Raw genomic sequence first — 25,840 nt, 5'->3', positions numbered from 1 at the left:
TCTTTCGCGAAAGCCCGTACTACCCGAAGCTGCGGGGCGGGTTCCTGTTCCTGATCCTCGTGCACGCGCTCGGCACGCTGGGCTACCTCGCAATATCCGGGTGGCAGGCGTCGACCATGGACGCGCTCTACATGACCTTCAACGTCGTCACGACGCTCGGCTTCACGGAGACCGTCGAGGCCGCGAAGGGAACCGGGGGGAGGCTCTTCACGATGACGGTGGCGCTCTTCGGCATCGGGGGGACCTGGTACCTCTTTTCCACCTTCACCGCCTTCATCCTCGAAACCAACCTGAACCAGGCCTACCGGAGGCGCCGCATGGAGCACACCATTTCCGCCATGAGCGGGCACTACATCGTCTGCGGCATCGGGCGTGTGGGTGGCTACGTGGCCGACGAGCTGCTCAAGACCCGGCGCGATTTCGTCGTGATCGACGCGAACGCGCAAACCCTCGAGTCCCACGAGGAGCGCACCGGGCACCGGATCCGGCTGCATGGCGATGCGGCCGACGACGACCTGCTGGTGCGGGCCGGCGTGGCAAGGGCGGCGGGCGTGTTCGCGGTCACGGGCGACGACTCGAAGAATCTCGTGGTGAGCCTCTCGACCAAGCAACTGAACCCCGCCGCGCGCGTGGTGGCCCGCGTGCACGACCGCCGCAACGTGGACAAGACGCGCCGCGCGGGCGCGGACGAAATTGTCTCGCCGGACTTCACCGGCGGACTGCGCATCGCCTCGGCGATGCTTCGGCCCAACGCGGTGAACCTCATGGACATGATGCTGCACACCGCCGACAACCTGCGCGTGGAGGAAGTCGTGGTGCCGCAGGGTGCGGACGCGATGACGGTCGAGGCCCTCGGGAGGCGGCAGGAGTGGCTGCTGGTGGCGATCCGCGACGCGCAATCGCGCTGGAATTTCAACCCCGCGCCGGAAACGGCCATCGTGGCGGGCGATACCATCGTGGCGATCGTGAGTCCGGACGGCAGGCGGCTCCTCGCGACGGCGGTGGGGCCTGCGGCGGGGTAAGGCGGAAGACGCCGATGAACGCCGATTGCCCGCCGATTTCCGCAGGCGGGCTTCGGGTCCGGGATGGAGTACCACCTGAACTGGAGATGAGCCTATGACCCGCTGGATCCGATTCGAACACGAGGCGCGCGCGCAGTTCGGCGCGCTCGAAGGCGACACCATCCGCGTCCATGAGGGCGACCTGTTTTCCTCGCCGCGCGCGACCGGCGCGACGGTGCCGCTCGCCGCCGTGAAGCTCCTGACGCCGTGCGTGCCCTCGAAGATGGTGGCGCTGTGGAACAACTATCGCGCGCTCGCCGGGAAGCTGGGCCAGGCCACGCCGCCGGAGCCGCTGTGGTTCCTCAAGGCGAACAGCAGCTTTCACCCCGGTGGGCAGCCGATCCGCGTGCCCGCCTCCTACGCCGGCAAGGTGATCTACGAGGGCGAGCTGGGCATCGTGATCGGCAAGCGCGCCTGCCGCGTGAGCGAGGCCGATGCGCCCGCGCACATCTTCGGCTACACCTGCATCAACGACGTCACCGCGGTGGAGCTGCTCAAGAAGGACGCGAGCTTCGACCAGTGGTCGCGCTCGAAGAGCTTCGACACCTTCGGCGTGTTCGGGCCGGTGGTCGCCACGGGGCTGGATCCCTCGGCGCTCGTGATCCGCACGGTGCTCAATGGCCAGGAGCGCCAGAATTATTCCGCGTCCGACATGTTCTTCCCGCCGGCGAAGCTGGTGTCGCTCATCTCGCAGGACCTCACCTTCGAGCCCGGCGACGTGATCTGCTGCGGCACCTCCGTGGGCGTGGGTTCGATGAAGCCCGGCAGCGACGTCGCGGTGTCGATCGAGGGGATCGGGGAACTGGCCAACCGCTTCGAGTGAAGGGCGCCTTCGGCAACCGACCGGCCACGATCTCGAAGAAAAATGAAACGCTCCTTCCTCCGACTCGCCAACAAGCTTGCTCCCGGCACGATGAGCAGCCTTCGGCAAGCTCGCGATGCATCGAAAAGATTCCTTTCACGAGACGTTGCGAAGGCCAACCGGCTCAGAGTGTTGGCTGGCGAACCCTGGTTTATCGATCGCCTGGAAGTGAGCGACTGCCGGATTGTCCTGGAAGGATGGGCATTTCCTCCGATGGGGCGCTTTGTCAGCGCTTCCCCGAGGTTTCAATGGAACGAGCGCGATTTCGATGTCAGCCGAGTTCGCCTGCCGCGGCTGGACGTGGGAGCGAAGTTCTGGAACCGGGAAGAATCCGACGCGAGTGGGTTCTTCTGCGAGGTGGCGGCAAAGCAGGGCGAGGTGTTCAGGAACGGTTGCCTTGAACTCGGTTACCTGAACCCCGCGGAAAGGCTGCCCCGAAAGCTCAAGCGGTCGTGGTTCCAGTTTGACCCTGCTCTCGAACAACCTGTTCCCGCGTCCGCGCAGCGGTTTCGGGTCATCGGCAACGACGACGAGAAAGGGTTTCTTCTCGGAGGGGCGACTGATTTCTTCCGCCTGTGCAAGGCCCTTCATGCTTTCACGGGTAGGGGATTTGAAACCTTCGCATCCGTGCTCGATTGGGGCTCCGGCTGCGGGCGCCTCGCGAGGTACGTTCCACGCTCACGCGCCGGCGCGTTCACCGGCTGCGACGTCGACGGCGAGAATGTCAACTGGTGCAGCGAACATCTGGCGGGCCGGTATGTCCTCTCGCCGATGACCCCCCCCTGCCTTTCCCGGACGGAGCATTTGAACTCATCTACGGCGTGTCCGTCTTCACGCACTTTCGATCGGATCTTCAGGATCTGTGGCTCCAGGAGCTGCGTCGGGTCACGCAACCCGGCGGGATACTGCTCATGACGACTCATGGTCAGACCGCGATCGATTTCGCGGGTCTGGATCCTGCGCAATTCGCGAGTCTTCGAGATATCGTGAATGAGGCTGGAATATTCGAGGTAAGCAAGAATGATCAATTGGATGGCGCCGTGGAAGCCGCCGAGGAATACGTCAACGTGTTTCATTCCGGGCGTTACATCAAGTCCCATTGGTCTCGATGGTTTGAAATCGTCGCCATCGTTCCAGGGTACATATTCACTCACGATCTTGTCGTGATGCGCAGGCGCTGACGGCAGGATCGACTGCTTGGCCCGCTCGCGGGACGCGGGCTTTCGGCGCGATCGATTTGGCAGCCCGTCGGACTCGAGTGGATTTTGCGGACCATGGCAACGACGAGGCCCGGCAGCGACGTCGCGGTGTCGATCGTGGGGATCGGAGAACTGGCCAACCGCTTCGAACAGGGGCACCGCTAGCGAACCACGCCGCCCGTTTCCTTCACGCGCCGCTCGATCATCTTGCGGGCTTCGATCGGCAGTTGGCCGATGGGGATGGTGCTGTAGACGTCCCGGCCCCAGACGAGCAGCCAGAGGTTGTCGAAGCGCCACACTCCGAGCAGCGCCTCCCAGGCGATGGCGCTGTCGCCCAGATTGCTCTTCTGCGCGATGGTCTCCTCGGTGAGCGTCCAGGTGCTCTCGGGCGGGTCGAGTGCGGCGAGCCCCGCCAGCGCGCGCTGCCAGTGGATGAGGAAGATCGCGACGCCCAGGACGGCGAAGAGGCCCACCGCCACCATGAGCCCGATTTCCAGCCACCGGTACGGGCCCTGCGTGGCGAGGGCGATGAGCCCCACGCCAATCACCACCTCGACCGCATAGCGCTTGCCCAGGCGCCGCTGCCAGAAGCGCCAGGCGGTGGCGAGGCAGTGGTCCTTCGCGTAGCGGACGGTGAAAACGACGGGTTCGTCGGGCATGCGGTTCGGAGCGGCGGGTCGGCGGGCGCGGCCCTACTTCGGGGAATCGGATTCCCGCGGCGGGCATTCCGTCTCGAGCAGCGCGATTCTCTGGTTCAGGCGCCTCAAGTCGCGGCTCACCTTGGTGAGGGCGATGTCGCCCAGGAGCGCCTTCACCACCAGCACGACGATGGCCCCGAGCAGCAGCAGGGTGGGCGGATAGGCGATCCCGAAGATCTTGCCGAGCGCATCGATGACGGACGGCCAGACGCCGAAGAGGAACGACACACCGGCGACCAGGATCCAGAACATGCCCTGGCGGATGTAGAGATGGTCGCGGCGAACCAGGAGGAGGATGCCGATCGCCAGCCCGATTCCGAGGATCATGACGGCAAGGTGGAAGGTCTGCATTCGCGTTTGGGCCGGAAAGGGTTGTCGATTGTGCCGGTTCTAGCGCACTTGAGCGCCGGGTCCGCGGTTCCAGCGGGCCAGGCAGAGCAGCGAAGTCTCCAGCATGTACCTGCCCACCGTCCACCACGAGAAGAAAACGCGCGAGGCCCCGCTCACGCGCCGGTTCATGGCGACGGGGATTTCCGCGATCCTCAGGTTCGCATGGCGTAGCAGCAGGAGCACGCCGATGTCCTGGTAGTCCAGCAGCGTCGCTTCCTCCATCGCGAGGAGGCGGCAGGCCTGCGCGTTGTAGTAGCGGAAGCCCGACGTGAGGTCCTCGATCCGCAGCCCGGTGAGGAACTTGAAGTAGGCCCAGGCGAAGTAGCGCAAGGCGCTGCCCCGGGACGGGCAGGCGGCGATGACCACGTCGGCATCCCGGGCGGCCTGCCGCAGGCGCGGCAGGTCCTCCGGCTGGTGCTGGCCATCGGCATCCATCGTGACCACGCCGGCGTAGCCGTGGCGCACCGCGTATCGAAGGCCCGTCTGGATCGCTCCCCACGCCCCCTGCCAGAGCGGCGCGCGCAGGACCGTCGCGCCGCTCGCGCGCGCGATCGCGGCCGTGTCGTCCGTGCTGCCGTCGTCCACGACCAGCACATCGACGCCCTCGTGAACGCGGGCCCCGGCGATCACCCGGGCGATGCAATCGGCCTCGTTGAGCGCGGGCATGACCACGAGCAGGCGATCCGGGCCGCCATGCTTCCCGGCGTGCGCAGGCCGCGAGGCCGGCTCGAACCGGTCGTCCGGCACGTCGAGCGCCTGGACGTAGGCGCGGTCCACTTGCGAGGCGACGTTGGCGATCGTGAATTCGCGATGGAAGCGTTCCGCGCCGGCCCGGCCGAGCGTTTCGCGCCGTCCCGGATCCCGGGCCAGGCCTTCAAGAGCCTCCCGCCAGGCGACCGCATCCTGCGTGGCCGCGAGGATGGCGTTGTGGTCCCGCCGCGCAACCCAGGTGAAGCCGCTGCCCGCGAAATCGCTCACCAGCAACGGCTTCGCATAGCGCATCGCCTCGAGCAGGACGACACCGAAGGCCTCGGTGCGCTCCAGGGACGGAAGGCACAGGACATCGCATGAGGCCATCAGTCGGCAAAGCGTTTCGTCGCCCACCTCGCCGGCCAGGCGGATGCGCGCCGGACGGCCGGATCGCGCGAGCAGGCGCTCCAGCCCCGCGCGCTCCTCGCCCTCGCCGACGATCACCAGTTCCACGTCCTTCGCCGCCAGCGCGGCGCGCACGACCGTCTCGAAGCCCTTGTAATACGTGAGGCGGCCGACCGCGAGGGCCCGTAGCCCCTGCGTTTGCCACAGTCCCTGCATCTGCGCGGCCGTCACTTCCGGCAGGCGCTGCGGATCGAGCCCCAGCGGCACGATACGGCACTTGTGCAGCCACGGCCGCAAAGGAAGGCTCGTGTCCCGATACGGAGGCGAGGTGGCGATCACGCACTCGGCGCGCTCGAGCACGGCGCGTTCGAAGATGCGATAGAAGGGGTACGCCAGGCGTAGCGACAGGCGATGTGTCGAGGGCTCCACGTCGGAATGCCAGTGCACCACCCAGGGAATCCTTCGGGCCGAGGGCACGAAGAGCGCCCAGAACGCGCTCGGGTTGGGCAGGTGCAGGTGCAGCACTTCGGGCGCATGGCGCCGGATGGCCCGGCGCAGCCACGCCGGGAAGGCCGGGCTGATCGGCGCGAAGACGAGACGGAACCACACCGGGCAGCGCATGAGCCAGGGCGGATCCCCCGCCGGATCGGTCCGGCCGTCGCCGTGGACCAGCACCGCCACCTCGTGGCCGGCCGCGCGTTGCGCGCCCACGAGGTCGCCCAGGAAGCGCTCCATCCCGCCGGAAACCGGGGCGAAGTATTTGCCGATGTGCAGGATACGCATCGTCGCTAGGGCATCGCCCGGATCTTTGCCTGCCACTGGCGCGTGTTGGGATTGTCGAGGCCGAGCTTGATGGCGGCGTCGATGTCGGCCAGGGCTTGCGCCTTGCGCTTCAGGCCGTGGTACGCGAGGGCGCGGGCGTAGTAGGCGCTGGGCGGGGGCCTTTGCGCGAAGAGCGGGCCGAGCGTCTCGAGCGCGCGGGCGTTGTCGCCCAGGGCAATCCGGGCCATGCCGAGCACGTACCGGCCCTCGGCGTGCTGCGGATTCACGGCGAGCAGCGGTTCGAGGTACGCAACCGCCTCGGCCGGCCGTCCCAGTTGCAGCGATGCCCGGCCGTGATACAGGCGAAGTCCCTCCAGATCCTCGCCCGAAGGGTTGAGCTTCAACGCCGCGTCGAACTGGGCATTGGCCTCTTCCGGCTTGCCCAGGTTGAGCAGCGCCATCCCGCGCTGGAACGGCAGGTTGGACAAGTTGTAGCCCTGGCGCTCGGCGTCGTTGAAGGCGAGCAGGGCTTCCTGCGGCTTGCCTTGCAGCAACCGGATGGACCCGACGTTGTAGGTGCCGAACCCGCCGTCGCCCAGCCTGGCGGACGATTCGAAGTCGCGGGTGGCGAGGTCGAACTGCTCGCGCTCGAAGTAGATGTTGCCGCGGTTGAGGTACGGGAACCAGCGGCCCACCGCGCGCGGATCGTCGGGGAGCTTGGCGATCGCATCGGAGTACACGCGCTCCGGAGACGACATGGAAATGATGCGATCGAGCGCCTGGTACCCGAGGAAGGCGGCCAGCACGGTCGCCACGATCCCCGTCACGCGGGGCGTCGCGCCGTGCAGGAACATGAAGGCCACGCCCGGCACGCCGATCGCCCAGAGGTAGCTGCGGTAGAGCACGAACGGATCCTGCACCCAGACGAGCCCGAACTCGGTGGCGAAGAGCAGGGCCGGGAAGAGCACCGAGATGCCGGCAAACGCGCGCCAGTCCCGGTAGCGGATCACGCAGAAGAAACCCGTGATCACCGCGGCGGCATAGCCCGCGATCCCGAGCACGTGCGGAAAGGTGAGCCACGTGATCGGAAACGGCGGGCGCATCTGGATGGACATCCATTCCGTGAACGGCAGGAACCAGCGCAGGCCGTACTGGAAGAACAGGTACATCTGGTTCATGACGCTGAGCGGATAGGCGTAGCGCGCCGCGTCCGGGTTCAGCTGCGCGAGCTGCGCGAGGTACACCTCGGAAGTCTCGTCGAAAGGCTTGGCGAGGATGTTGCCGTAGGCGGACAGCAGCCCGTAGCTTGCCCCGCCGACGAGCACCGCGCCGACCGCGGCCAGCGCCAGCAGGCGCCGGGCGCTCGGGCGGGCCACGAGGATGTACAAGGGCAGGGCAGCGAGCGGCGCGAGGATGCTGTGCTCCTTCGAGACGAGGGCAAGGCCGTAGGAAGCCACCGCGGCTGCGTACAGGAGGGGCTGCTTCAGCCGCAGACCGCGCGCGAAAAGCCACAGGCCCAGGGCCACGAAGAACGTCGCCATGAGGATCGAGCGCTGCACCAGGTAGGCCGTGGCGTAGGTGGCCACCGGATTGAGCGCGAAGACGCCGATGGCGACCCAGAAGGCGGGGGACTGGTCGTAGGGTGCGCGCCCCGGCTGCGAGGGATCGGCCGGCGGGGGCTCGATCGCGCGCAGGATTTCCCGGTAGAGCCCCGCCAGCGCGACCACCGTGCCGAAATGGAAGAGGAGGTTGACGATGCGCTGCTTCCACCAGCCCTCGCCGAGGAGGTCCATGAGCCACACGAAGCTGCCGTACGACAGCATGCGGGCCTGCAGCCTGAGCGTGCGGTGGTCGGCCAGCCTGTCCACCAGGTAGGCGTCGTCGAAGACGAGCGGATTGCCCAGGCCGGGAAGATAGATCGCCAGCAAGGCCGCCGCGATGGCGGCCAGCCAGAGAAGGTCCCTGCGAAGCTTTTCCGTCATAACGCTCGAATACGTCCAACCGTCTGTGTTGCCGTGGAGATGCGGATGCCGTTCCCGGGAGGAAATGCGGGCGGATGGCTCACCGCCAACCGGAGCGTCCGCAGGGCGCAAGAGGTGCCATAAGCACCTGAAATATTGTATCATTCCGGATTGTGTTCGACGGGGTCCCCCGGCGCATTTTCGGGGGCTCGGCCGCAGGTCGCGTCCCCGGTCGTCAAGCCCGATCTGCGTATCGCCCGCCCGAGCCTTCCGAGGTCGGGCCCGTTCCCGAAAAGCCGATTTCCCGTGACACCCACCCGACTGCCCACGACCGCATCTTCGAACGCGTGCCCGGCTCGGCCGGCCGCGGCGTCCCTTTTCCCTTCCTAGGCGGAGCGCGAGTATCGTGGCCGGCAAGGTGCTTTCCGTATTCGGCACGCGTCCCGAGGCGATCAAGATGGCCCCGGTGGTCATGCGCCTGGCCCGCACGCCCGGAATCGTCTCCCGCGTCTGCGTGACGGCGCAGCAGCGCCAGATGCTCGACCAGGTGCTCGAGGCCTTCGGCATCGTGCCCGACCACGACCTGGGCCTCATGAAAGAGGGCCAGAGCCTTTCCGACATCCTCACCGGCGTGCTTCGCGGCCTGGAGCCGGTTCTCGACGCGGAGCGCCCCGATCTCGTCCTCGTGCACGGCGACACGTCGACCTCGCTCGGCGGGAGCCTGGCGGCCTACTACCGGAAGATTCCCGTGGGTCACGTGGAGGCTGGGCTTCGGACGGGCAACATCTATTCGCCCTGGCCCGAGGAAGTGAACCGCCGGCTCACGGCCGTGATCGCTCGTGACCACTTCGCGCCGACCGAGACGGCCCGGCACAACCTCCTGCGCGAAGGCATCGAGGACGAGCGGATCGTCGTCACCGGCAACACCGTCATCGACGCGCTCCTCGCGATGGTCGCGCGACTGGATGCGGACGCGGCCCTGCGCTCGAAGCTCGATGCCGAATTCGCCTTTCTCGACGCCTCGAAGCGCCTCGTGCTGGTCACCGGCCATCGCCGGGAGAGCTTCGGCGAGGGCTTCGAGAACATCTGCCTGGCGCTCGCGGACCTGGCGGCGAGGGGCGACGTCGAGGTGGTGTACCCCGTGCACCTGAACCCCAACGTGCAGGAACCGGTGCGCCGCCTGCTGGGCAACGCGCCGCGCGTGCACCTGCTCGCGCCGCTCGACTACGTGCCCTTCATCCACCTCATGCGCCGCGCGCACCTCGTGCTCACCGACTCCGGCGGCATCCAGGAGGAGGCCCCTTCGCTCGGCAAGCCGGTGCTCGTGATGCGCGAGACCACGGAGCGTCCCGAGGCCGTCGAGGCCGGGACGGTTCGCCTCGTGGGCACGGACCGCACGCACATCGTCGAGGAAGCCGGCCGCCTGCTCGACTCGGCGCAGGCCTACGAGGCCATGTCGCGGGCGCACAATCCGTACGGAGACGGGAAGGCGGCCGAAAGAATCGTCGGGAGGCTTGCGCAGTCATGAACAAGGCGTTTTCGAGGGTGTCGATCGTGGGGCTGGGCTACATCGGCCTGCCGACGGCCGCGGTGATCGCCAGCCGTGGCGTGCAGGTCGTCGGCCTGGACGTCGATCCGAAGATCGTGGACGTGCTCAATCGCGGCGAGATCCATATCGTCGAGCCGGGCCTGGACACGCTGGTGCGCGATGCCGTGAAGGCGGGAACCTTCCGCGCGACCCTCGCTCCCGAGCCGGCCGAGGTGTTCCTCATCGCCGTGCCCACGCCGTTCAAGGGCGCGCACGAACCGGACCTGCGCTACATCGAGTCGGCGGCGAAGAACATCGCCCCGGTGCTGGCGAAGGGCAACCTCGTCATTCTCGAATCGACTTCGCCGGTGGGCGCCACCGACCAGATGGCGGCCTGGCTCGCCTCGGCCCGGCCGGACCTGACTTTCCCGCAGCAGGCGGGGGAGGATGCCGACGTGCGCATCGCCTATTGCCCGGAGCGCGTGCTGCCCGGACGCGTGCTGCACGAGCTGATCGCCAACGACCGCGTCATCGGCGGCATGACGCTGCGCTGCACGGCGATGGCCGTGTCGTTCTACCGGCTTTTCGTGACCGGCGCGTGCCTGGAGACGAACGCGCGCACCGCGGAGATGACCAAGCTCACGGAGAACGCCTTCCGCGACGTGAACATCGCCTTCGCCAACGAGCTTTCGCTTATCTGCGAGCGCCTGGGCATCGACGTGTGGGAACTCATCGAGCTGGCGAACCACCATCCGCGCGTGAAGATCCTGCAGCCCGGCCCCGGGGTGGGCGGGCACTGCATCGCGGTGGACCCCTGGTTCATCGTGGATTCCGCACCGGACCTCGCGCGCGTCATCAGCGCCGCGCGGCAGGTGAACGACGGCAAGCCGCACTGGGTGATCGAGAAGGTGAGCCAGGCGGCGAAGAAGCTTTCCTCGCCCACCATCGCCTGCCTCGGGCTGTCGTTCAAGCCGGACATCGATGACCTGCGCGAATCGCCGGCTGTCGAGATCGCCACGCATCTGGCCGCGCAGCATCCATGGCCGATACTCATCGCCGAGCCGTTCACCGCGCAGCTCCCGCCGGCGCTCGCGGGACGGCAGAACGTGAAGCTCGTGGACGCGCAAACCGCCGTGCGCGGGGCCGACATCGTCCTGCTGCTCGTGAACCACAAGGCCTTCGCCGCCATCGACCGCAAGCTCCTGGCGGGCAAGGTGGTGATCGACACGCGCGGGTTCTGGCGATGAAGCAGGTGCTCCTCAAGGGCGGCAAGGCCGTCGTGACCGACGTGCCGGCCCCGGGCGCCGCGGCGGGCAACCTGCTGGTGCGTGTCGAGGCTTCCTGCATCAGCGTGGGCACCGAGGCCGCGGGACTTGCCGCCGCCGCGATGCCGCTCTACCGGCGCGCCCTCAAGCAGCCGAAGAACGTGCTGCTCGCGATCGAGATGGCGCGCACCGAAGGCATCGCGCGCACCACGAAGGTGATCCGCGGGATGCTCGCCGCGGGCCAGTCCACCGGGTACTCCGCGGCCGGGCACGTGGTGGCGGTGGGAGAGCGCGTCGAGGGCTTCGCGGTGGGCGACCGCGTTGCGTGCGCCGGCGCAGGCATCGCGAACCATGCCGAGCTCATCGATGTGCCGGTGAACCTCGCCGCGAAGGTGCCGGAGGGCGTGTCGATCGAGGACGCATCCTCGGTGACTTTAGGGGCGATCGCGCTGCAGGGCGTCCGGCGCGCGGCGCCCACGCTCGGCGAGACGATCGTCGTCGTGGGCCTGGGCATCCTCGGACAACTGACGGTGCAGTTCCTCAAGGCGAACGGCTGCCGCGTGGTCGGCGTCGATCCGGACGCGGGCCGCGTGTCGGTTGCGCAGGGTTGCGGGCTCGACCTGGGCCTCGTGCCCGAGGGCGACGCGTGGATCGAGCGGGTGCTCTGGCTCACCGACGGCTTCGGCGCCGATGCCGCGATCGTGACGGCGGCCGGGCCGGGTCACGAGATCATCAGCCAGGCGATGCGCGCGTGCCGGCGCAAGGGGCGCGTGGTGCTCGTGGGCGACGTGGGGCTCGACCTGAAGCGCGAGGACTTCTACCGCAAGGAACTCGATTTCCTCGTCTCGACCTCCTACGGGCCGGGCCGCTATGACCCCGCGTACGAGGAGGGCGGGCAGGACTATCCGCTGCCTTACGTCCGCTGGACCGAGAATCGCAACATGGACGCCTACCTCGCGATGCTCGCCGCGGGGCGCGTGCGGCTTGCGCCGCTTTCGAGGCGCACGTGGCCCATCGACGAGGCCGCGGGCGCGTTCGAGGCCATCCAGTCGCCCGATCGGCCGCTGCTGGCGTTCCTCGCCTATCCGGCACGCGAAGAGGCCTCGTCGCGAACGGTGGCGCTGGGCGCATCGGCCGCAGCCAGGGGGCCGGGACGCATCCAGATCGCGCTCGTGGGCGCGGGCGGGTTCGCGCAGGGCATGCACCTGCCCAACCTCGACAAGCTTCGCGACCGTTTCCAGCTGCGCTGGGTGGTAAGCCGCACCGGGGCCACGGCGACGAACGTGGCGGAGCGCTTCGAGGCCGCCCACGCGGGCACCGACATCGAGGCCGCGCTCGCGGACCCGGAGGTGGACCTGGTGATGATCGCCACGCGCCACCACCTTCATGCGGACCTCGTGCTGCGCTCGCTCGCGGCGGGCAAGCACGTCTTCGTGGAAAAGCCCCTGGCCCTGAACGAAGCCGAGCTCGCGCGCATCGAGGCGTTCTACGCCGGCGGCACCGAGGGCAAGCCCGTGCTCATGACGGGGTTCAACCGCCGCTTCTCTCCCGCGATCGAGGCGGTGAAGGCCTCGCTCGCCAACCGCGGCACGCCGCTCATGATCGACTACCGCATGAATGCCGGGTTCCTGCCGCGCGAGCACTGGGTGCACGGGCCCGAGGGCGGCGGGCGCAACATCGGCGAGGCTTGCCACATCTACGACCTCTTCCTTCACCTCACGGGCGCCGAGCCCGTGGCGGTGAACGCAGCCGCGGTCGAGGGCGCCGGCGCCTTCCACAAGCACGACAACTTCTGCGCGACGGTGTCGCTCTCCGATGGCTCCGTGGCGACACTCCTCTACACCGCGCTCGGCGCGAAGTCGCATCCGAAGGAACGCATGGAGGTCCACGCGGACGGCATGACGGTGCTGCTCGACGACTACCGCGAGGTGACGGTTGCGGGCGGGTCGGGCAAGCCGTGGCGCTCGACGACCGTCGAGAAGGGCCAGATGCAGGAGCTGCGCGCGCTCGGCCGCTGCCTCTCCGAGGGCGGCGCGTGGCCCGTTTCGCTTGCGGCACAGCTCCAGGCGATGCGGGTGGCGTTCGCGGTGGAGGCGTTGATCCTTGCCGGTCCCCTTGCGCCGCCGGAAACCGAAGGCCCCCGATGATCTCCGTCGTCATTCCGATCTTCAACGAGGCGGACAACATCCCGCTGCTGTACGACAAGCTCGCCGCCGAGCTGCCGGGCCTCGGCCGCGAATTCGAGGTGATCCTCGTGAACGATGGCAGTACCGACGGGAGCACGGAGCGCCTGGCGGAGGTGGCCGGCCGCGATCCGCGGTTCAAGGTGATCAACCTGCGCAAGAATTTCGGCCAGACGGCCGCCATGATGGCCGGCATCGACCATGCGCGCGGCGACATCATCGTGCCGATGGACGGCGACCTGCAGAACGACCCGGCCGACATCCGGCGCCTTCTCGACAAGCTCGAGGAGGGCTACGAGGTCGTCTCCGGGTGGCGCAAGGACCGTCAGGACGGCGAGCTCAAGCGCAACCTGCCGAGCCGCATCGCCAACCGCCTGATCTCCGCGATCTCCGGCGTGCACCTGCACGACTACGGCTGCTCCCTCAAGGCGTACCACAAGGACGTGATCAAGGGCGTGAAGCTCTACGGCGAGATGCACCGCTTCATCCCGATCTACGCGAGCTGGCACGGTGCGCGCGTGGCCGAGATCCCGGTGGCCCACCACCCGCGCATGCACGGCGCCTCCAAGTACGGCCTGGAGCGCGTGGCGAAGGTGGTGCTCGACCTGATCGTCGTGAAGTTCCTGTCCAAGTACGCCACAAAGCCCATCTACGTGTTCGGGGGCTTCGGGCTGGTGAGCATTCTCATTTCGGTGGTGGCCGGCGCCTATGCGATCTTTCTCAAGCTCTTCGAGGGCGTGGCCTTCATCCTCACGCCGCTGCCGCTCCTGGTCGTCATGTCCTTCATCACGGGCGTGATGTCGATCCTCATGGGGTTGATGGCCGAGCTGGTGATGCGCACGTACTACGAATCGCAGGGCAAGTCCGTGTACCTGGTGCGCGACACGCTCAACCTCGAGGATCGGTGAGATGTGCGGAATCGCGGGAGTCGCCGGCCACGACCCGGGGCCTCATGTGCTCCAGGCGATGACGCGGGCCCTGGCGCACCGGGGTCCCGACGGCGAGGGCTTCTACCGCTGCCCGGACCGTCCCGTGGCGCTCGGCCACCGGCGCCTGTCGATCCTCGACCACGAGGGCGGCGCGCAGCCCATGTCCGATGCCGGCGGCACCACGGTCGTCATCTTCAACGGCGAGATCTACAACCACCGCGAGCTGCGCGCCGAGCTCGAGCGCCTCGGGCACCGCTTCCGCTCCGATCATTCGGACACCGAGGTCCTGGTGCACGGCTACCGGCAGTGGGGGCGCGAATTGCCGCTGCGCCTGAACGGGATGTTCGCCTTCTGCGTGTATGACCGCACGGCGGGCCGGCTCTTCCTCGCGCGCGACCGCTTCGGGAAGAAGCCGCTGTACTGGTCGATCGCCGGGGGCACGCTTGCCTTCGCCTCGGAGCTCAAGTCGCTGCTTCGGCACCCGGGCGTCGGCCGCGAGATCGATTCGCTGGGCCTGAAGCGCTACTTCGCGTACGGCTTCATCCCGGCGCCGCTCACGCTCTATCGCGCGATCGCCAAGCTGCCGGGCGGGCACCGGCTCGACTTCGACCTCGCGACGGGCGCAGCCAGATCCGACGCCTACTACCGTTTCGCGGTCGAGCCCGATGACGCGATGGCGAACCGGGGCGAGGACGAAGTCGCCGAGGATCTGCGGGCACGCCTGTCGGCCGCCGTCCGCCGGCGCATGGTGGCCGACGTGCCGATCGGCATCTTCCTGTCCGGCGGCATGGATTCGAGCGCCATCGTGGCGTGCGCCGCTCGCGAGACGAACGTCGATCGCGTGAAGACCTTCGCCATCGGCTTCCGCGAGAGGAGCTTCGACGAGTCGGGATATGCCCGCCAAATGGCCGAGCACGCGGGCACGGAGCATCGCGAGGAGATCCTCGACATCGCCACGGCCCGCGAGAACGCGGACCCGGTCATGGGCCTGCTCGACGAGCCGATGGGCGACAGCTCGATCGTCCCCACCTTTCTCCTCGCGCGATTCGCGCGCAAGCACGTGACGGTCGCGCTGGGCGGCGACGGAGGCGACGAGCTCTTCGCCGGCTACGCGCCCTTTCGCGCGCTGGGCCCCGCATCGGTCTACACGCGCCTGGTTCCCGCGGCGATTCGGCGACTGGTGCGCCGTGGAGTCGAGAGCCTGCCGAGCTCCGAGGGATACCTGAGCCTCGACTTCAAGGTGAAGCGCACGCTGCGCGGCCTGGACTACCCGCCCAGCGCGTGGAACCCCGCCTGGCTGGGGCCGCTGGAACCGGCCGAGATCGGCGAGCTGCTGCGCGAGCCGGCGAGCTGGGAGGCGGTGTACGCCGATGCCATCGAGGCGTGGGAGTCGAGCGGCGCGCCCGATCCCGTGGGCCGCACGACGGAGTTCTACGCACGCTTCTACCTGCAGGACAGCGTACTTGCGAAGGTGGATCGCGCCACGATGATGGTCGGGCTCGAGGCGCGCGCGCCCTTTCTCGACAACGAGGTCGTCGATCTCGCGCGCCGCCTGCCCACCTCGATGAAGTGCCGCGGCGGCAAGGGCAAGCACATCCTGCGCAAGGCGATGCGGGGCTGGGTGCCGGATCGGCTGCTCGACCGGCCGAAGAAGGGCTTCGCGATGCCGCTCACCGCCTGGCTGAAGGACTGGGAGTTTCCAGAGCCTTCGGCCGCGCTTTCCTTCGACCGGGCCGCGTTCGATGGGCACCTCGCCGCGCACCGCGAAGGGCGCCGCGACGAGCGTCTTTTCCTGTGGTGCTGGCTGGTGCTGCAGCGCCACCTGCGCGACGCCCCGGCGCTTCACTAGGACCCGGCTCGTGGACAGCGCAACCTACGCGGTCGAAAGCCAGGTCGAGCAGACCCACTGGTGGTTCGTGGGCCGGCGCCGGCTCTTCCGCGCGCATATCGAGGCGCTGCGCCTCCCGGCCGATGCCGCGGTGCTCGACGTGGGCACGAGCACCGGCACGAACCTGCGCCTGCTGAAGGAAATGGGCTTCACGCGCTACCGCGGCCTGGACCCCAGCCCGGACGCCATCCGCTGGTGCGCCGAAAAGGGCCTGGGCGTCGTGGACCAGGGCACCGTGGCCGCCATCCCGTTCCCCGACGCCACGTTCGACCTCGTCATCGCCACCGACATCATCGAGCACGTGGACGACGACGTGGGCGCGCTCGCGGAACTGCGCCGCGTGCTCAAGCCAGGCGGCACGCTTCTGCTCACCGTGCCGGCGTTCCCGTCCCTCTGGGGCCTGCAGGACGAGGTCGCGCACCACAAGCGGCGCTACCGCGCGGGGCCCTTGCTCGAGCGCGTGACGCGCGCCGGTCTCGCTTGCCGCGAGTCGTACCACTTCAACTTCCTGCTCTTCGTCCCGATCTGGCTCGCGCGCCAGGTGATCCGGCTCCTGGGCATCCGGCTCGAGAGCGAGAACCAGGTGAACACGCCCGCACTCAACGGGATACTGAAGGCCATTTTCGCGGCCGACGTGGCGCTCGCGCGGGTGCTGCGGCCGCCCTTCGGCGTCTCCATCCTCGCCCTCGCGGAACGCAGCGCCCCATGAGCTCCTCCCGCCCCGCCGAGCGCGACGCTGCCGAAGACACCCTCAAGCGGCAGACGATCGCCGACTTCGGCGACCAGTGGACGCGCTACACCTCGAACGAAGGCTTCTACGGGTCGCAGGAGCTCTTCGCCGACATCCTGAACGGCCTCGTGGACCCGGCCGATTTCCGCGGCCGTCGCGTGCTCGACATCGGCAGCGGCACGGGGCGCATCGTGCAGATGGCGCTCGCCGCCGGCGCCGGGCAGGTGACGGCCGTCGAGCCCTCCGACGCGTACGACGTGCTCGCGAGCAACGTGGCCACGCTGCCGCCGGAGACGGCCGCTCGCGTGCGCGCGCTGCGCTGCGCCGGCGACGAGCTGCCGGCCGACGTGTCGGCGGACCTCGCGCTCTCGATCGGCGTGCTGCATCACATTCCCGATCCGGCGCCTGTGGTCGCGCGCGTGCGCGAGGCGCTCGTCCCGGGAGGGCGCTTCCTCGTGTGGCTCTACGGCCGCGAGGGCAACGGGCTCTACCTTGCGCTCGTGCTGCCGCTGCGCGCCATCACGCGGCGCCTGCCGCACCCTCTCCTCACGGCGGTGGTGTGGCTCCTGTACGCCGGGCTGGTCGCCTACCGGATGCTCAGCCGCATCGTGCCGCTGCCGCTCAGGGACTATCTCGAGAACGTGCTCTTCCGGATGAGCCCGGACAAGCGCCGGCTCGTGATCTACGACCAGCTGAACCCCGCCTACGCGAAGTACTACACGCGCGAGGAGGCCGTGGCCCTCCTCGAGGGCCAGGGATTGCGCAACGTGCGCGCGGCGGCGCGGCGCGGCTACAGCTGGACGGTGGTGGGCGAGAAATGACTTCCCTGGACCCCCGGCACCTCGCGCTGCTGCGCTGCCCGGCCACGGGCGAGCCGCTCGCGGCCGCCGACGGCGCGCTGGTCACGCCTTCGACGGCGGAGCGCTACGAGGTGACTGCCTCCGGCATCCCGCGCCTGCTGCCTCCCGACACATCCGAGGACGCGCGCCGGCAGATGGAGCACTACGACGAGTCGTTCGCGCGCCAGTACAGCGAGAACCTCGCCTACCCGCATACGCAGGAGTACATGGCGTATCTCGACCATTGCCTCGAGAAGGAAGTGCGGCCGCAGGACCTCGAGAGCGTTGCGGAACTGTGCTGCGGGCAGGGCGAGATGCTCAAGCTCTTCGGCGCGCGCGTGCGTTTCGGCGTGGGCGTGGACGTGTCGCTGCCGATGCTCGAGCAGGCGCGCCGCGCCGCGGCCGGGCGCCCGGACTATCTCTATGCGCAAGGCGACGCGACGCGCCTGCCGCTCGCGGACGCCTCGGTCGGCTCCGTCTTCATGCTCGGAGGCGTGCACCACGTCTCGGATCGCGCGGCGCTCTTCGCGGAAGTGGCGCGGGTGCTCCAGCCCGGCGGGCGGTTCTTCTTCCGGGAGCCCGTGAGCGACTTCGTGCTCTGGCGGCTCATCCGCGCCGTGATCTATCGCCTGTCGCCCGCACTGGACGCCGATACCGAGCGCCCGCTCCTGTGGGCCGAGACCGTGCCGCCGCTCGAAGCCGCGGGCCTCGAGGTCGTGTCGTGGAAGACCTACGGCTTCCTGGGCTTCTGCTTCTTCATGAACAGCGACGTGCTCGTGTTCAACCGGCTGTTCCGCTTCATCCCCGGGATACGCGCCATCACCCGTTTCGCGACGGCCGTCGACGAGCTCACCACGCGCCTGCCGGGATTGAAGCGCGCGGGCCTGCAGGTGGTCGGCGTCGCGCGCAAGCCAGGAGGTCCCGCATCGTGAAAATCGCGCTCGCGTTCGCCGCCATGATCGGTTTCACGGTCATGGCCAACCTGCTCATGAAGACGGGCGCCGACGAGTTTGCCGTTCCCGGCCCGCTGATCGAGCGCCTGCAGTCGTGGAAGCTCGTGCTCGGGCTGGCGTCCTTCGGGGTGGCCGCGCTCATCTACGTGATGATCCTGGGGTGGCTGCCGCTGAACGTGGCCCAGTCGTTCGCGGCCGCGCAGTTCATTGCCGTCATCCTCGCCTCGCGCCTGGTGCTCTCCGAGCCCATCGGCGCCGCCCAGTGGGTGGGCATCGTGCTCATCGCGAGCGGCATCGCGGTGGTGGGTTGGTCGCGGGCATGATGCTTCCCGGCAGCCGCGGCACCTCTTCCGGAAGGGATCCGTCATGAGCCGGCTTTCCGTGCCGCGTGCGCAGCCTGGCGCGGTCTGGGTCGCGCTCATTCTCGCGGTCGCTGCCGCGATCTACGTCCGCGTTCAGGCGATCGCCATCCAGGGCGGGGAAGTCGACTACCTGGTTTGGGCGACGAAGAACTATTTCGGCGGAATTACGCCGATGTACCTGAAGCTTGCGAATGACGTCATCGCGCTCGATTACACTTCGCTGGCCTATCCCCCGGGGTACCCTGCGCTACTCGCGGCCTTTCGACTCGCCGGAATGGACGGGCCCCAGACGATGCGCGTCGGGCAGGCCGTCATCGACTGTGCCGGAGTGCCGCTCGTCTACTTCCTGCTGCGGCGCGCGGGTCTCGCGACGGTGCTCGCGCTTTGCGGCGCGGTCCTCTATGCCGTGTATCCGCTCTGGGCCTTCGGAAGCACGTTCCTGCTTGCGGAGTTCATCTCGCCCGTCTTGATTCTGGGAGCACTCGCGCTTACCGTGATCTGCGCCGCGGGGGACAGGCCGCGGCACGCCTTTTGTGCGGCGACCGGCGTCTACCTCGGCATTGCCGCGCTGATTCGCCCCGACATGCTGCTGCTGCCGGGTCTTCTTGCGTTGTGGTTGCTTTGGCAGCACGCGAATCGCCGCGGAATCGCGGCCGTCGCCGTGCTCGTTGCGGCCTTCGCGCTCCCGATTGCGGCATGGGGCCTGCACAACCGCGTCGAGAACGGCCACTGGGTATTCTCGACCACGGGCGGCGGCAATGCGCTCTGGGAAGGTCTCGGCGAGTTGCCCAACGACTACGGTTTCGTGCTGGACGACCGCAAGGCCGGTGAGGTCCTTCAGCAGAAGGGCATGAAATGGCTGTCCGTCGAGGCAAACCGCTATTTCACGTCCGAATACTTTCGAGCCTGGCGAGAGCACCCCGAATTCGTGCTGAGCGTCATCTCGTGGCGCTGGCGGCACGTGCTGACCGATTCCGAGAACTGGTTGCCTGAAGCCGGCTCGGCCTACGGGCTCAAGCGGTTGTTCGACTTCGGCGGCATGGCCATGGTGACCTTTGCAACCCTCCTGTATCTTCGTTCGCCTCGCAGGCTGCTCCTGGTCCTGGTGCCGGTGATCTACGCGCTGGGAAGCATTGGAATGACTCACTGGGAAGCCCGGTATGTGCGTTACCTGCACCTTTCGTATCTGTTCGCCTTCCTCATGCTTTTCGACTACCTTGCGGGGCGCGTCGGGGAGCGCTTTCGGCGGACAGGGCTGGGCATCCTCGCGATTGCTTGCGCCGTCACTGCCTGGGTCGCCGGGGATGTCTTCGCGTATGCGAGGCTCGAGGCGAAAGGCGCCCGGATGCTCGCCGCAGCGACCGCGAGCGCCGCTCGCGGGCCGCTGCCAGGGGGCTACAACCTGTGCGCGCTCGAGTTTTCCGGGTTCGTGCCGGGGGCAAGGGTTGTCCGCCGCGACTGCGCGCTCGAGGTCGTCACCTCGAATGAGCCCTTCGACTATCAGGCGATGGCGACGGTGAAGATTCCCGAGGGATCGGTCGTCATGGCGCATTTCTCGGGTCACGTGGCTTCGGGTGGCGTCAGCATCGGCCTGTTGCTGGGTGACGAGTCGCGCTTTATCGCGCTATCGAGCCGGAAGTCCGCCGGCGATTTCGAAGGACAACTGCTCGGCTACGCAGGGGAGCGGGATACCGTGAAGGTCGTCGTTTCCAATTTCAAGCCTGCCGGCGGTTCCTCGCAAGCAACACTTCGTGATTTCGAGCTGAAGTGCTACCCGCGGCCCTGCGGAACCGGCACGGGCAGCAAGTGACCGGGCACAATGCGAACAAGACGTCGCCGGCAGGCGCATGGATAGAGAACAACCCAGATGCGGCAGATCCTCCTGAACAGTGCCGGCGCGCTCGTCGCCCGGATGCCCCGCCCGACTCCCGCACGCGGAGAGGTGCTCGTGCGCGTTCGCTACTCGCTCATCAGCACCGGCACCGAGATTGCCTCGCTCCGCCCCGGCCTCGCGCCCGGCGAAGCGCCGCCCACGCTCGGTGACCGCGCGAAGCTCGCGGCCACCTACCTCGGCCTCGCCGCGCGCCACCCGCGCAAGGCCGTGCGCCGCGTCGCCGAGATCGCCTACCGGGAGGTGCGCAAGGTCCTTCCCGAGCCGGCTCCCGCCGAATCCCGATCCGAGCTCTTTTCCGGCCCGATCGCCTGGCGCCGAGTCGATGCGACGCATTTCGCCGCGGGCGGCAGCGGATTCGAGCTCACGACCGACTCGTCCGAATTCGGCTACCAGGCAATGTCCGGCGAGATCGCGATCCCCGCGGGCACCGTTCCCATCGTCGAGGTGCGTGGCACCGTTTCCGGCCCGGGCCCGGCCTCGGTGGGACTGCTGGGCGAGGGCGGCGCCGAATGGATCGGCAGCCGCAACCAGTCGCCGGGCGCCTTCGAGGACCGGCTCATCTTCGCGCCGGGTGCCTCCACGCGTTTCTCGATCGTGGTCGCCAACGCGGGCGTGAAATCGCCCCTGACGGTGCGGATCGACCACGTCGCGATCCGCTTTGCGCCGGCGGTGGAAGACAACCTTCCGCAATCGGAGCTGGACCAACAGGGGTGGAACGTCGGTTATTCCGCGGCCGGGGAAGTCGTCGCGGTCGGCGCGGGCGTGAGCGATCTTTCCGCGGGAGACCTGGTGGCCTGCGGCGGGGCCGGAAAGGCGAACCACGCCGATTACGTCGCCGTGCCGCGAAACCTCGTGTGCCGCGTTCCCGCGGGCTGCGATCTCAAGGTGGCCGCGACCACCACCGTCGGCGCGATCGCGCTGCAGGGCGTGCGCCGCGCCGAGCCGCAACTCGGCGAGACGGTGTGCGTCCTCGGCCTTGGGCTCATCGGCCAGATCACCGCGCAGCTCCTCGCGGCCAACGGCGTCACGGTCCTCGGTTTCGACCTCGACGCGGGCCGGCTCGCGCGGGCACGCGAACTCGGGCTCTGCGACGGCGAGACCGACCCGGAGCGTTTCCAGCGCCTCGTGCGCGACCGCAGCGGCGGGCAGGGCGCGGATCGCGTGCTCATCACCGCGGCCACGAAATCCGATGCGCCGATGAATCTCGCGATGGCGCTCTCGCGCCGCAAGGGGTGCGTCGTCATCGTGGGCGACGTGGGCCTGCATCCGAAGCGCGACGACTTCTACCGCAAGGAGATCGACCTGCGCATGAGCACCTCCTACGGCCCGGGGCGCTACGACCGCGCCTACGAGGAGGAAGGGCGCGACTACCCGTTCGCCTACGTGCGCTGGACGCTCAACCGCAACATGCGCGCCTACCTCGAGCTTGCTGCCGCCGGGAGGATCCATCCCGAATCGCTCGTCGAGCGCGTGGTGGCGGTGAACGACGCGCCCCGGGCCTATGCGGAGCTCGCGAAGTCCGATGCCCCCGCACCCCTGGCGGTGCTCATCGAGTATCCGGACGAGACGCGCGCGCTTCCGGAGCCCCCCGATGCGGCTCGCATCGTCATCCGCGGCCACCGCCCCGCTCCCGCCGGGCCGCTCAAGTACGCGCTCGTGGGCGCGGGCGCGTTCGGCACCTCGATGCTGGTGCCGCAGATGGCCAGGCGCCCGGACCGCTTCTTCCTGCGCGGCGTCGTGAGCCGCAACGCCACCACCTCGGGCAACTTCGCCCGCGCCAACCAGGTGGAAGTCCTCGCCTCGGACCTGGAAGCGGTGCTCTCCGACCCGGGATTCGACCTGGTGGTGAGCGCGACGCGACACAATGAGCACGCCGACCAGGTCGTTCGCTGCCTGCAGGCGGGCAAGGCGGTCTTCGTCGAAAAGCCGCTTGCGATCACCTGGGAGGAACTCGATCGCGTCGCGCGCGCCCATGCGGATCTCGAGAGAGCGCCGATGGTGATGGTGGGCTTCAACCGCCGCTTCTCGCCCGCCATGCGCGCAATCCGCGAGGCGACCGCGAACCGCAAGACCCCGCTGGTCGTGCACTACCGCCTCAACGGCGGCTACATCCCGCCGGACCACTGGATCCAGGGCCCGCAGGGCGGGGGGCGGAATATCGGCGAGGCCTGTCACATGTACGACTGCTTCCGCTTTCTCGCGGGCGCACCGGTGGCCTCCATCGAGGCGGCCGCCATCGATCCGGGCGCGCTGCCTTACCTGCGCAGCGACAACTTTTCCGCGACCCTGCGCTACGCCGACGGCAGCTTGTGCACGCTCACCTACACCGCGCTTGGGCCCAGGGAGGGCCTGCCCAAGGAGCGCGTGGAGGTCTTCTGCGACGGCGAGGCTTACGTGCTCGACGACTACAGGCGCGTGACGCGGGCGCGCACCGGCGAGGTGCTGTGGGAGGGGGAGGTGGACAAGGGCCACTTCGAGGAACTCTCGCGCTTCGGCGATGCGCTCGCCACCGGCGGACCCGCACCCATCGCCTTCGAGGAAATCGTCGAAACAACCGCGGTCGCCCTCGAGATCGAAGACCAGCTCCACGGGAGGGCGTAGGTTCGTGGGCGAAATGCATCGATATCGTTATGCCACCGCCGCGCTGGATCGCGTCGGCGAGGTCGAGAACGCAGAACTCGCCTCGTTCACCGAGCGCCACAAGGCGAGACTCGATCCGGTGTTCCCGGATGCGCAGGCGCCTTTGCCCGAGCCGTCGGCCGGATTCGCCGGCCTTGTCATCGAGATGGCGAGTGGCATCGCTTCGCGCGCGGCGTTGCGGATTGCGGACCGCTGGATTCGGGCGGGGGCCCGCGTCTTCCTCTATTGGCCGGCCGAATCGGCCGTCGAACGGCTGGATGAGGACCGGTGCCGGAGCTATCGATGGCTGGGGCTCGCGAACGCGGCATTCCGGACCTCGCTGCCCGTGCTGCGCCGAGTCAGGATCCTGAGGCCCTGGCTGATCCCTTCGGCGCCCGGGCCGATCCAGGCAAGCACGGTCACGACGGACAACTGGGAGCGCATCGCGACGCAGGGGCTGAACGAGATCGCGAGCCATCCGCGGCCGGTGCCCCTCAAGAGGCTATCCCGGGAAAACGGGCGATGGAAGGCGACGGGACGCGGGGCCTATCTGCGCACGGACTATTGGGCGCGAATCACCTCCGGCGGCAGCTACGGGCACACCTGCCATGTGGCCAACGAGCTCGCCCGCGCGAGCGAAGGATTCACGGCGTTCATGGGGCATGGCTTTCCTTTGCTGGACGAAATGGGCCTCGATCAGGTGGTCGTGGCGCCCCCCTACGAGGAATCGTCCGAGCAGGCCGTGATGCTCGCCAATTTCCACTATTACGCCCGCCTCAAGGCGGCGTTCGAGGCCCTTCGCCCGTCGTATGTATACGAGCGGCTGGTCCTCGGCAATTTTGCGGGTGCGCGGCTCGTGCGCGAACTCGGCATTCCGTACTTCATCGAGTACAACGGCTCCGAGATATCCATGAGCCGGAGCTTCGGGGGCGGCGGTTTCGAGTACGAGGCCCAGTTGCTCCGGATCGAAGAGGGTGCCTTCCGCCAGGCGACCGCCATCTCCGTCATCTCGAAGCACGTGAAGGACTCGATCGTCGCGCGCGGGATCCCGGAGTCGAAGATCCTGGTGAATCCCAATGGCGTCGACATCGAAACCTACGCACCCGCGACGCCGGGCGAGAAGCGCGCGATCCGCGAGGGCCTCGGCTTCCAGGACGGGGATTGCGTCGTCGGCTTCATCGGCACCTTCGGCGGCTGGCACGGCATCGACGTGTTGGCGGCGGCGCTGCCGCTCGTCTGCGCGCAGGCGCCAAACGCAAAGTTTCTCCTCATCGGCGACGGCGCCAAGAAGCCCATCGTCGACGCCGCCCTCGCGCAGCATCGCCTGTGGGAGCGCGTGGTGTGCACGGGCAGCGTGCCGCAGCAGGAGGGGGCGAGGCTGCTCAAGGCCTGCGACCTCTACGTCTCGCCGCACGACTCGCACATGGTGGACAGCCCGTTCTTCGGCTCGCCGACCAAGCTCTTCGAGTACATGGGGCTCGCCGGCGGCATCGTCGCGAGCGACCTCGAGCAGATCGGCGAGGTGCTGAGCCCGGCGCTCAGGCCGGCGGATCTCGAGGGCCGGCCGCAGGTCACGAACCAGCGGGCCGTGCTCTGCCGCCCCGGCGAGGTCGAGGAGTTCGCGGCGGCGGTCGTTCACCTTTGCGCGAACCCGGAACTCGCGCGCGCCCTGGGTGCCAATGCGAGAAAGGCCGCCGAGGAAGAGTATTCGTGGGCGCACCACGTGCAGCGCCTCCTCGCATTCGCCGCCGAGCAGTCCGGCGTCGCCGCCGCAGGCCCCCTCGTGGCCGAGGAGCGGCGCTCGCGCTTCGCCACGGGCGACGCATACAAGGATGAGGTCCAGAACCAGTGGGACAACGATCCCTGCGGCTCGCACTACGTGAAGGTTGCCCAGCCGCACACGCTCGACTGGTTCGCCGAGGCGGAGCGTTACCGCTACGGCGAGTACGGGCCGTGGATGGCCGAGACGATGGAGTTCGCCGGACACGCCGGCGAGAAGGTGCTCGAGATCGGCGGCGGCATGGGAACGGACCTCGCGCAATTCGCGAAGAATGGCGCGATCGTCACCGACCTGGACCTCTCCTCGGGACACCTGGCACTGGCGAAGGAGAACTTCGCGCTGCGCGAACTCGAGGGTACCTTCGTGCACCACGACGCCGAGCGCATCCCTTTCGCGGACGGCACCTTCGACGTCGTCTACACAAACGGCGTCATCCACCACACGCCCAACACGCAATCGGTGATCGGCGAGATCTTCCGGGTGCTCAAGCCGGGCGGAAAGGCGATCGTGATGGTTTACGCGGAGAACTCGCTGCACTACTGGCGCAACCTCGTGGGCTGGCAGGGCCTGGTGCACGGCAAGCTCGCCACGCGCTCGATCGGCGACGTCATGTCCGAGACCGTGGAGCTGAGCGAGGCGGGCGCCCGTCCCCTCGTGAAGGTCTACACCGCGCGGCGCCTTCGCGCGATGTTCGCCGCGTTCGAGGACATCTCGATCGTGAAGCGCCAGCTCATTCCCGTGGAGGTGCCGCGCGTGCTCGCGTGGGTGCCGGTGGAGACGCTGGGGCGCCACATGGGCTGGAACCTCGTCCTCAAGGCGAGGAAGCCGAGAGCGCTCTGAAC

At 68.4% G+C, this 25,840-nt stretch carries 20 protein-coding genes; 15 read left to right on the top strand and 5 right to left on the bottom strand.

Annotation, left to right across the window (positions count from 1 at the left end; all coding sequences use genetic code 11):
- Positions 1-29: 29 nt before the first annotated feature.
- Both IPP91_07455 and IPP91_07450 read left to right on the top strand, forming a co-directional pair.
- Positions 30-1,022 carry a potassium channel protein gene (locus IPP91_07455; GenBank protein ID MBL0141900.1) on the top strand — a complete coding sequence of 331 codons (993 nt, stop codon included), beginning with the start codon at positions 30-32 and terminating at the stop codon, positions 1,020-1,022.
- A 94-nt stretch (positions 1,023-1,116) separates the two neighbouring features.
- A complete protein-coding gene (locus tag IPP91_07450) occupies positions 1,117-1,884 on the top strand; it encodes a fumarylacetoacetate hydrolase family protein (GenBank protein MBL0141899.1) in 768 nt (255 codons plus the stop codon).
- Positions 1,885-2,019: 135 nt separating this feature from the next.
- On the opposite strand, the gene IPP91_07445 is transcribed toward IPP91_07450, so the two are convergent.
- A complete protein-coding gene (locus IPP91_07445; protein MBL0141898.1) occupies positions 2,020-2,514 on the bottom strand; it encodes a hypothetical protein in 495 nt (164 codons plus the stop codon).
- A gap of 140 nt (positions 2,515-2,654) precedes the next feature.
- Here IPP91_07445 and IPP91_07440 point away from each other — a divergent pair, with 140 nt between their 5' ends.
- Positions 2,655-3,104 carry a class I SAM-dependent methyltransferase gene (locus tag IPP91_07440; protein ID MBL0141897.1) on the top strand — a complete coding sequence of 150 codons (450 nt, stop codon included), beginning with the start codon at positions 2,655-2,657 and terminating at the stop codon, positions 3,102-3,104.
- A gap of 179 nt (positions 3,105-3,283) precedes the next feature.
- Here the strand turns inward: IPP91_07440 and IPP91_07435 are convergent, their stop codons facing one another.
- The 4 genes from IPP91_07435 to IPP91_07420 are packed head-to-tail and all read right to left on the bottom strand — an operon-like array spanning position 3,284 to position 8,049.
- Entirely contained in the window at positions 3,284-3,781 is a 498-nt protein-coding gene (locus IPP91_07435) for a YcxB family protein (protein ID MBL0141896.1), read from the bottom strand.
- Between the two features lie 33 nt (positions 3,782-3,814).
- Positions 3,815-4,171, bottom strand: a complete 357-nt coding sequence (locus tag IPP91_07430; protein ID MBL0141895.1) for a DUF2304 domain-containing protein — start codon at positions 4,169-4,171, stop codon at positions 3,815-3,817.
- A 39-nt stretch (positions 4,172-4,210) separates the two neighbouring features.
- On the bottom strand, positions 4,211-6,088 hold the full coding sequence (locus IPP91_07425) for a glycosyltransferase (GenBank protein ID MBL0141894.1): 1,878 nt from the start codon (positions 6,086-6,088) through the stop codon (positions 4,211-4,213).
- A 5-nt stretch (positions 6,089-6,093) separates the two neighbouring features.
- Positions 6,094-8,049, bottom strand: coding sequence for a tetratricopeptide repeat protein (locus IPP91_07420; GenBank protein ID MBL0141893.1), 1,956 nt, complete (start codon positions 8,047-8,049; stop codon positions 6,094-6,096).
- Positions 8,050-8,434: 385 nt separating this feature from the next.
- Between IPP91_07420 and wecB the strand changes: the two genes are divergently transcribed.
- From wecB to IPP91_07360, 12 genes are all read left to right on the top strand, one after another.
- Positions 8,435-9,556 carry a UDP-N-acetylglucosamine 2-epimerase (non-hydrolyzing) gene (gene wecB, locus IPP91_07415; protein ID MBL0141892.1) on the top strand — a complete coding sequence of 374 codons (1,122 nt, stop codon included), beginning with the start codon at positions 8,435-8,437 and terminating at the stop codon, positions 9,554-9,556.
- Positions 9,553-10,803, top strand: coding sequence for a UDP-N-acetyl-D-mannosamine dehydrogenase (wecC, locus tag IPP91_07410; GenBank protein MBL0141891.1), 1,251 nt, complete (start codon positions 9,553-9,555; stop codon positions 10,801-10,803). The genes wecB and wecC overlap by 4 nt, the downstream gene beginning before the upstream one ends.
- Positions 10,800-12,968 carry a Gfo/Idh/MocA family oxidoreductase gene (locus tag IPP91_07405; protein MBL0141890.1) on the top strand — a complete coding sequence of 723 codons (2,169 nt, stop codon included), beginning with the start codon at positions 10,800-10,802 and terminating at the stop codon, positions 12,966-12,968. Before wecC ends, IPP91_07405 begins: the two co-directional genes overlap by 4 nt.
- Positions 12,965-13,912: a glycosyltransferase family 2 protein gene (locus tag IPP91_07400; GenBank protein MBL0141889.1), complete on the top strand. Its 948-nt coding sequence runs from the start codon at positions 12,965-12,967 to the stop codon at positions 13,910-13,912. Before IPP91_07405 ends, IPP91_07400 begins: the two co-directional genes overlap by 4 nt.
- A gap of 1 nt (position 13,913) precedes the next feature.
- Positions 13,914-15,782 (top strand): asparagine synthase (glutamine-hydrolyzing), encoded by a 1,869-nt coding sequence (asnB, locus tag IPP91_07395; GenBank protein MBL0141888.1) that lies wholly within the window; start codon positions 13,914-13,916, stop codon positions 15,780-15,782.
- Positions 15,783-15,792: 10 nt separating this feature from the next.
- Positions 15,793-16,530, top strand: coding sequence for a class I SAM-dependent methyltransferase (locus IPP91_07390; protein ID MBL0141887.1), 738 nt, complete (start codon positions 15,793-15,795; stop codon positions 16,528-16,530).
- Positions 16,527-17,372: a methyltransferase domain-containing protein gene (locus tag IPP91_07385; protein ID MBL0141886.1), complete on the top strand. Its 846-nt coding sequence runs from the start codon at positions 16,527-16,529 to the stop codon at positions 17,370-17,372. Before IPP91_07390 ends, IPP91_07385 begins: the two co-directional genes overlap by 4 nt.
- Positions 17,369-18,322 carry a methyltransferase domain-containing protein gene (locus IPP91_07380; protein ID MBL0141885.1) on the top strand — a complete coding sequence of 318 codons (954 nt, stop codon included), beginning with the start codon at positions 17,369-17,371 and terminating at the stop codon, positions 18,320-18,322. Before IPP91_07385 ends, IPP91_07380 begins: the two co-directional genes overlap by 4 nt.
- Positions 18,319-18,666 (top strand): hypothetical protein, encoded by a 348-nt coding sequence (locus IPP91_07375; GenBank protein MBL0141884.1) that lies wholly within the window; start codon positions 18,319-18,321, stop codon positions 18,664-18,666. Before IPP91_07380 ends, IPP91_07375 begins: the two co-directional genes overlap by 4 nt.
- A 43-nt stretch (positions 18,667-18,709) precedes the next feature.
- Positions 18,710-20,515 carry a glycosyltransferase family 39 protein gene (locus IPP91_07370; protein ID MBL0141883.1) on the top strand — a complete coding sequence of 602 codons (1,806 nt, stop codon included), beginning with the start codon at positions 18,710-18,712 and terminating at the stop codon, positions 20,513-20,515.
- A 102-nt stretch (positions 20,516-20,617) separates the two neighbouring features.
- Positions 20,618-23,200 carry a bi-domain-containing oxidoreductase gene (locus tag IPP91_07365; protein ID MBL0141882.1) on the top strand — a complete coding sequence of 861 codons (2,583 nt, stop codon included), beginning with the start codon at positions 20,618-20,620 and terminating at the stop codon, positions 23,198-23,200.
- Between the two features lie 13 nt (positions 23,201-23,213).
- The gene (locus IPP91_07360) at positions 23,214-25,838 is read left to right on the top strand and encodes a methyltransferase domain-containing protein (protein ID MBL0141881.1); all 2,625 of its coding nucleotides are present in this window, start codon (positions 23,214-23,216) and stop codon (positions 25,836-25,838) included.
- Positions 25,839-25,840: the final 2 nt, after the last annotated feature.

It is taken from the genome of Betaproteobacteria bacterium (assembly GCA_016720855.1).
Lineage (GTDB): Bacteria > Pseudomonadota > Gammaproteobacteria > Burkholderiales > Usitatibacteraceae > FEB-7.
This window is presented reverse-complemented; position numbering and strand designations above follow the sequence as displayed.